This is a genomic window from Candidatus Magnetaquicoccus inordinatus (assembly GCF_004217665.1).
Taxonomy (GTDB): Bacteria; Pseudomonadota; Magnetococcia; order Magnetococcales; family Magnetaquicoccaceae; genus Magnetaquicoccus; species Magnetaquicoccus inordinatus.
Genome location: NZ_RXIU01000122.1, coordinates 1 through 4887 on the forward strand (window position 1 = coordinate 1; position 4887 = coordinate 4887).

Annotated in this window: 5 protein-coding genes; 3 read left to right on the forward strand and 2 right to left on the reverse strand. The window is 53.5% G+C overall.

The genetic code is table 11. The features are described from left to right. Window positions 1-314 precede the first annotated feature (314 nt). Together larB and larE are read left to right on the forward strand one after the other, a co-directional pair. Window positions 315-1088, forward strand: a complete 774-nt coding sequence (larB, locus tag EJP87_RS09920; protein WP_130471713.1) for a nickel pincer cofactor biosynthesis protein LarB — start codon at window positions 315-317, stop codon at window positions 1086-1088. Continuing rightward, window positions 1085-1924: an ATP-dependent sacrificial sulfur transferase LarE gene (larE, locus tag EJP87_RS09925; RefSeq protein WP_193771281.1), complete on the forward strand. Its 840-nt coding sequence runs from the start codon at window positions 1085-1087 to the stop codon at window positions 1922-1924. Before larB ends, larE begins: the two co-directional genes overlap by 4 nt. Before the next feature lie 89 nt (window positions 1925-2013). Here larE and EJP87_RS09930 read toward each other — a convergent pair whose 3' ends face one another. Further along, entirely contained in the window at window positions 2014-2337 is a 324-nt protein-coding gene (locus EJP87_RS09930) for an STAS domain-containing protein (RefSeq protein WP_130471715.1), read from the reverse strand. A 572-nt stretch (window positions 2338-2909) separates the two neighbouring features. Between EJP87_RS09930 and EJP87_RS09935 the strand changes: the two genes are divergently transcribed. Continuing rightward, a complete protein-coding gene (locus EJP87_RS09935; RefSeq protein WP_130471716.1) occupies window positions 2910-3689 on the forward strand; it encodes a hypothetical protein in 780 nt (259 codons plus the stop codon). 316 nt (window positions 3690-4005) lie between these two features. On the opposite strand, the gene EJP87_RS09940 is transcribed toward EJP87_RS09935, so the two are convergent. Beyond that, the coding region (locus tag EJP87_RS09940; RefSeq protein ID WP_130471721.1) for a TerC/Alx family metal homeostasis membrane protein at window positions 4006-4887 on the reverse strand (882 nt) is incomplete at its 5' end.

Sequence of the window (4887 nt, forward strand, 5' to 3'; positions counted from 1 at the left end):
GCGGATTGGCGCGCATTGTTGCGCCAATTCGCACAGCATCCCCATGGGGGTAGAGCTGGCGATCCAGTACAAACCTGAATAGTTACGGATTTTTAATCCTTTAATCTTTTGCCTTTGGCGCGCCTTTCACAACAAGCCGACGCGCTTTTTGCGTCGGCTTAAGCGCCTAATGGAAGCAAGCTGAGCGGATTGGCGCGCATTGTTGCGCCAATTCGCACAGCATCCCCATGGGGGTAGAGCTGGCGATCCAGTACAAACCTGGATGGTCATGCGAGCTGCACAGTAGATTTATTCACAAGCCCGGAGCGCGCACAATGAGTCCAGAACAGTTGCAAGCCATTTTGACCGCCCTGGTGGAAGGGCGGGCCACTGTGCCGGAGACCATGCAGCAGTTGCAACGTTTTCCGGTGGATCCGGTACTGCGCGACGGGCAGGTGGTGGCGCGTTTGGATACACAGCGCAGCTTGCGGCATGGTTTTCCAGAGGTGATTTTGGCCCAGGGCAAACGCTTTATCGATTTGCAGGAGGTGGTGGAGCGGGCATTGAGCCATGGTAACGATCTGTTGATTACCCGTTTGCGCCGCAAAAGGATGTTGCGTTTGCAAGAGCGTTTTCCAGAATTGCAGGTGGCCGGGCAATCGCGTTGTCTGTATCGTCAGGTGGCGAGTCGCGAGCCAGTGGGGTTGGTTGGGGTGTTGTGCGCCGGAACCAGTGACATTGCGGTGGCTGAGGAGGCGGCATGGATAGCCCGTTTGTTGGGGGCGCGGGTAGAGTGTTGTTATGATGTCGGGGTGGCGGGTTTGCACCGTTTGTTTGCCGCCAGTGCTCTGTTGCAGTCGGCGAAGGTTTTGGTGGTGGTAGCGGGAATGGAGGGGGCGTTGCCGTCGGTGGTAGGGGGATTGGTGGATAAGCCGGTGATTGCGGTGCCCACCTCGATTGGTTATGGCGCCTCCTTGCAGGGTATATCGGCTTTGTTGGGAATGTTAAACAGTTGCTCGGCCAATGTGACGGTAGTGAATATCGATAATGGCTTTGGTGCCGGATATGTAGCAGGTCTGATCAATCGGGGTGCGGCAGAATGCAGATGAGTGAAGAGCAATGTGCGCATTTGTATGGGCAGTTGTTGCAATATATTGGCAGGTTGGGATCGGTAGTGGCAGCCTTTTCTGGAGGGGTGGACAGTACCTTTTTGGTGCGAGCGGTGCAGGATGCTGGGGTAGACTATTTGGCGGTGACCGCCTTGTCGCCAACCATGCCAGAGCAGGATCGTCAGGATGTAGCCCGCCTGGTGCAGACGCTGCAGCTTAAGCATCGCTTCATTGAGAGTGGCGAGATGGATGATGCACAGTTTGTGCGCAACGATTTTAACCGTTGTTACTATTGCAAGAGTGATCTGTTTATCCGTTTGACGGAGTTGGCACGTCGCGAGGGTTATGCCTGGGTGCTGGATGGCAGCACTGTCGATGATGCGGGAGATTATCGCCCGGGGATGCGTGCCAGGGGCGAGCAGGGGGTTGAGAGTCCTTTGTGGGCGGTGGGACTAGGCAAAGAGGTGGTGCGGGAGTTGGCGCGCTGGAAGGGGTTGGCCAATTGGAACAAACCGGCATCACCTTGTTTATCGTCACGAATCAGTTATGGCGAGCCGATTCTCAACCAATCGTTGCGGATGGTGGAGGCTGCAGAGGGGATATTGCGTGGTTTGGGTTTGACAACGCTGCGGGTGCGCAAACAGGGAGAGACAGCGCGTATTGAGCTGTTGCCGGAGGATTTTCCTTGTCTGCTGCAGGAGGAGGTACGGCAGCGCTTGACGCAGGAGATGTTGGGATTGGGATTCAAGTATGTCACCCTCGATCTGGAGGGTTTTCAGAGTGGCAAGCTCAATCGGGTGATTCCGATAGCCAAGCAATCGGCTGCTGATCAGTAGGCCGAGCAGCTTCAATTGCCAGGTTGTGTAGAGTCCAACAACCTGGCAACGACCGTTGTGAAGCCAGCAATTTTTCCTGTAAGCCCTCATCAGGTGATCTGAAACAGACGTTGAAAGCTGGCCTCTTCCAGTACTTTACGAATTTCTGGATGGGCATGTGCCAGTTCGATCTGTTGCTCGCGACTGCCCGCCTCTTCGCGCAAGATGATCAACATACCCAAGGCAGAGGAGTCGATAAATTCGGTCTTGGAGAGGTCAACGATATAGCGGGTCTGTTTTTTCCGTTCGCTGAGATCACGACGGTAGGCATCACGAAATTGACGATGCAAACCAAAACTGAATTTGCCGTCCACCTGAATGATGGTTTCCTTCTCCGTCCGCAGTACGGAAACATTTCCTGGATGGCTGCTCATCTTTCCTTACTCGACCATTGGGTAGTGCATAAAAGGGGCAATATTAGAAATATATCATATTGCTGCATTGCAGCATAGCGGAGGTGAGGCGATGCTGTCAATTCAATTTTTCGTAACTATTCAGATTCGTGCTGGCTCGCCAGCTCTACCCCCATGGGGATGCTGTGCGGATTGGCGCAAAAAAGCGCGCCAATCCGCACAGCTTGCTTCCATTAGGCGCGCCGCGCCGACGCAAAAAGCGCGTCGGCTTGTTGTGAAAGGCGCGCCAAAGGCAAAAGATTAAAAACCAAATCCCAGGGATTCCATCCCTGGACCCGGCCAGGGAGGTGCCCTCCCTGGACCCGCAGTTGTTTTGCATGGTGAATAGTTACAATTTTTCATTGGTTAGTGTAAAATAGTGTCGTGAAGGAGGCGCTCCAACTGAGGGAGCTGTTGCCTGGTCAGGCGGTGGTGGGCGATGCTCAATTGCTTTAATTGGCCTTAAACTTGCTTTAACACAATCAGACCCGACAGGGCCGGGTCGGGTTTAAGCAAATTAATGTAAACAAAACACTGTATTGAGGAGATTGAGCATGGACTACTACGGACAGCAAACCGTGTCAACATTTCAACAGGAAGCGGCAGTATTCATGGCTCCGCCCCCTGCCATGGTGGAGCAGCCGGTAGAGGCAGAAAATGTTCATTCGCTTGCTGGGGAAGCTATCGTGCATCCGGTCACCCAGGCTGCGGATCCGTTTACTTTGTTGGAAGCCAAGATGGAGACGATGCGCAAGGCGATCTATTCCTGGCGTGGTCGTGCGGAAGAGTTGCAAAGCACATTGCAGGAGCGGGAGGCGTTGGCTGCTCTGCAGCAGGAGCAGATTTTGGCCTTGCAGGAGGAGATGGCCCGCATGCAGCTTGCGTTGCAGAATCAAGGAGAGTTGTTGAGTGCGGAGCAGGGCAAGAGTGCCGAGTTGCAAGAGCAGGGTGCCGGTTATCTGTTGCAGTTGAGCGATAAGGAGCAAGCGCTTGCCGAGGCGGAGGCAAAAATCTTGACCATGGAGCAACTGGCGATTCGTTTTGAGGTGCAGATTCAGCACATGAATGGTGAGCAGTTGCAGTTGGAGGAGAAGCTGGCGGGTAAAGAGAAAAATATTGCTGACCTGGAGGGTTATATTGCCTTGGTTGAGCAGGAGAACAACGCTCTCAAGCAGCAGTTGGAACAATTCACCGGAGCCAATCATCAGATGCTGGATCGTTTGAACACCATGTTGGAGCGGTTTGCCAGCGATGCGGAGGAGAACAGCTTTGCTCTGCCGCAGAGCAGCGCTTCTGGCTTGGGTTTATATGGTGCCACAGCCGGTCATGCCTGATCGTTTGTTGTTTGCCAGTAGGTTTTGACCGGATTTTCTTTTCGGTCGTCATGACGGTCCAGAAACTCTGTTTCTGGACCGTTGTTTGTTTGCAGAGGGGATGATTGTGAAACCGAGAGCAGAGCAGGGAGCTTGTGAATAAATCGTCGCGAGCAAGTCCACGGGCAAGACGCAGGCGATTGAGCGACGAGACATATCAAGCAGATAGGCGAGGAGCGAAAAAGCCTGCAACGCCGCCCGTGGGCTGCGCAGCAGGTTTATTCACAAGCTCAGGGGCATTGCCTTTCTTGTAGCCCCCGCAGGCATCATGCGCTCTCTAATCGTTTTGCTTTTTCGGCAGTACCAGCGAAGCCAGCACCCCCAAAGCAAGCACAGAAAAGACCACGATCATGCTTTGGCCCGGAGTAATGTGCAGATTGGGCCATTGGAAGATGGTGTTACAGGCTTCGATAAAAAGTTTGGCCCCGATATAAAAGAGCAGGGCGATGATGGATTTGTCAAGATGAACGAGAAATTGCATCAAGCTGGAGAGAATAAAAAAGAGGGCGCGCAAGCCCATCACACCAAAGATCATGGCGCTCCAGACCAGAACCGGCTCTTTGGTAACCGCAATCACCGCCGGTACCGAGTCAAAGGCAAACATCACATCGGTTGCCTGGATGACCATGGTGCACAGCAGGGCCGGAGTGGCATAACGGGCAGCCTGCTCTTTGAGTTGGATGGAGGAGTCCTGGCGTTGCAACTCTTCAGCCTCTTGCCGGGTGAGGATCATATCCTGACCATGCAAACGGGGAAAGACCGGCATAAAACGTTCGGTCAGGCGGACCGACCAATGGTGGGAATAGTCATGCAGTGATTCATCGGCCTCCCCGGCAGTAATCATTTTCCAGGCCGTCCAGAAGACCACAACCGCAAAGAGTATCCCTACCCAGGGGGAGGCAGCATAGAGAACGGTGCCGATACTGGCAAAGGCCAAACGGAAAATAATCGCTCCCAGGATGCCGTAGAATAAAACCCGACGCAGCAAGACCTCTTTGATGTTGAAAGAGGAGAAGATCACCATAAAGACCATTACGTTATCAAAAGACAACGACTCTTCCAAGACAAAGCCAACCAGAAAGAGTTTGGCATAGGCCGGGTCAAAGGCATACCAGAGATAGGCGGCAAAAGCCAATGCCGCAATTACCCAAAATACAAA